We start from the raw sequence: 752 nt of genomic DNA on the forward strand, positions 1-752 counted from the left end.
GCTAGACCAATAGCAGCAGCTTGTCTTGCTTCTTTCCGAACATCCTGAATAGCATAATTCAATGTCTCAAACTTTATATCCGTATAGGATTTCGACTCGTTAACAGCATCATTGACAAGACCACTAACTTTCTCATCCGTATACTTATTGGCATCTTCAAGAACTATCTTCATCTGCTCTTCAGTATAATCATGCAACTGACCGCCATTAACAGCTTGCTGAGAACCTGTTTCAATCTTGCCTGCCGCTACATTGTCTATCATAACAGGTTCGCTGTCATTGCCTCCTACTAACGTAATGCTATTGGTCTTTTTCCCATCACTATCTTTATCATAGTTAACAACGCCATCTGTTACGGCTACTTCAATATCTTTCACATGTTGATCTATCGTATCTACTTTGTCTTCAACCTCTTTTACCCTCTCATTCGTGCTCCAAAGCTGACCACCATTAACAACTTCTTGCGAGCCTTCTTCTATCTTACCATCCAATACATTCGTAATCTTACTCGACTTACCATCATGCTTCGCATCATACGCGCCTTCTTCTTCATTCCAATTCAAACCATTGCTCGCCACATTCTTCTCAACATCATGAATACGCTCGTTGATACTCGTCATACCATCACTGACACCATCAAAAGCTCCTGCTACATCATGATAGATCTTCTTTTCTGACGAACTACCATCAGAATTGAATTGTGAAACCTTGAATTCCGGAGCCCTCCATTCGCCACCTTCATAGCTAGCTCC

1 pseudogene is annotated in these 752 nt (G+C 41.4%); it reads right to left on the reverse strand.

The window, feature by feature from the left end:
* A pseudogene (locus tag ACFIL3_RS10755) lies at positions 1-752 on the reverse strand (hypothetical protein); the annotation flags it as partial.

It is taken from the genome of Bartonella sp. CE47NXGY, from assembly GCF_042195415.1.
Lineage (GTDB): Bacteria > Pseudomonadota > Alphaproteobacteria > Rhizobiales > Rhizobiaceae > Bartonella.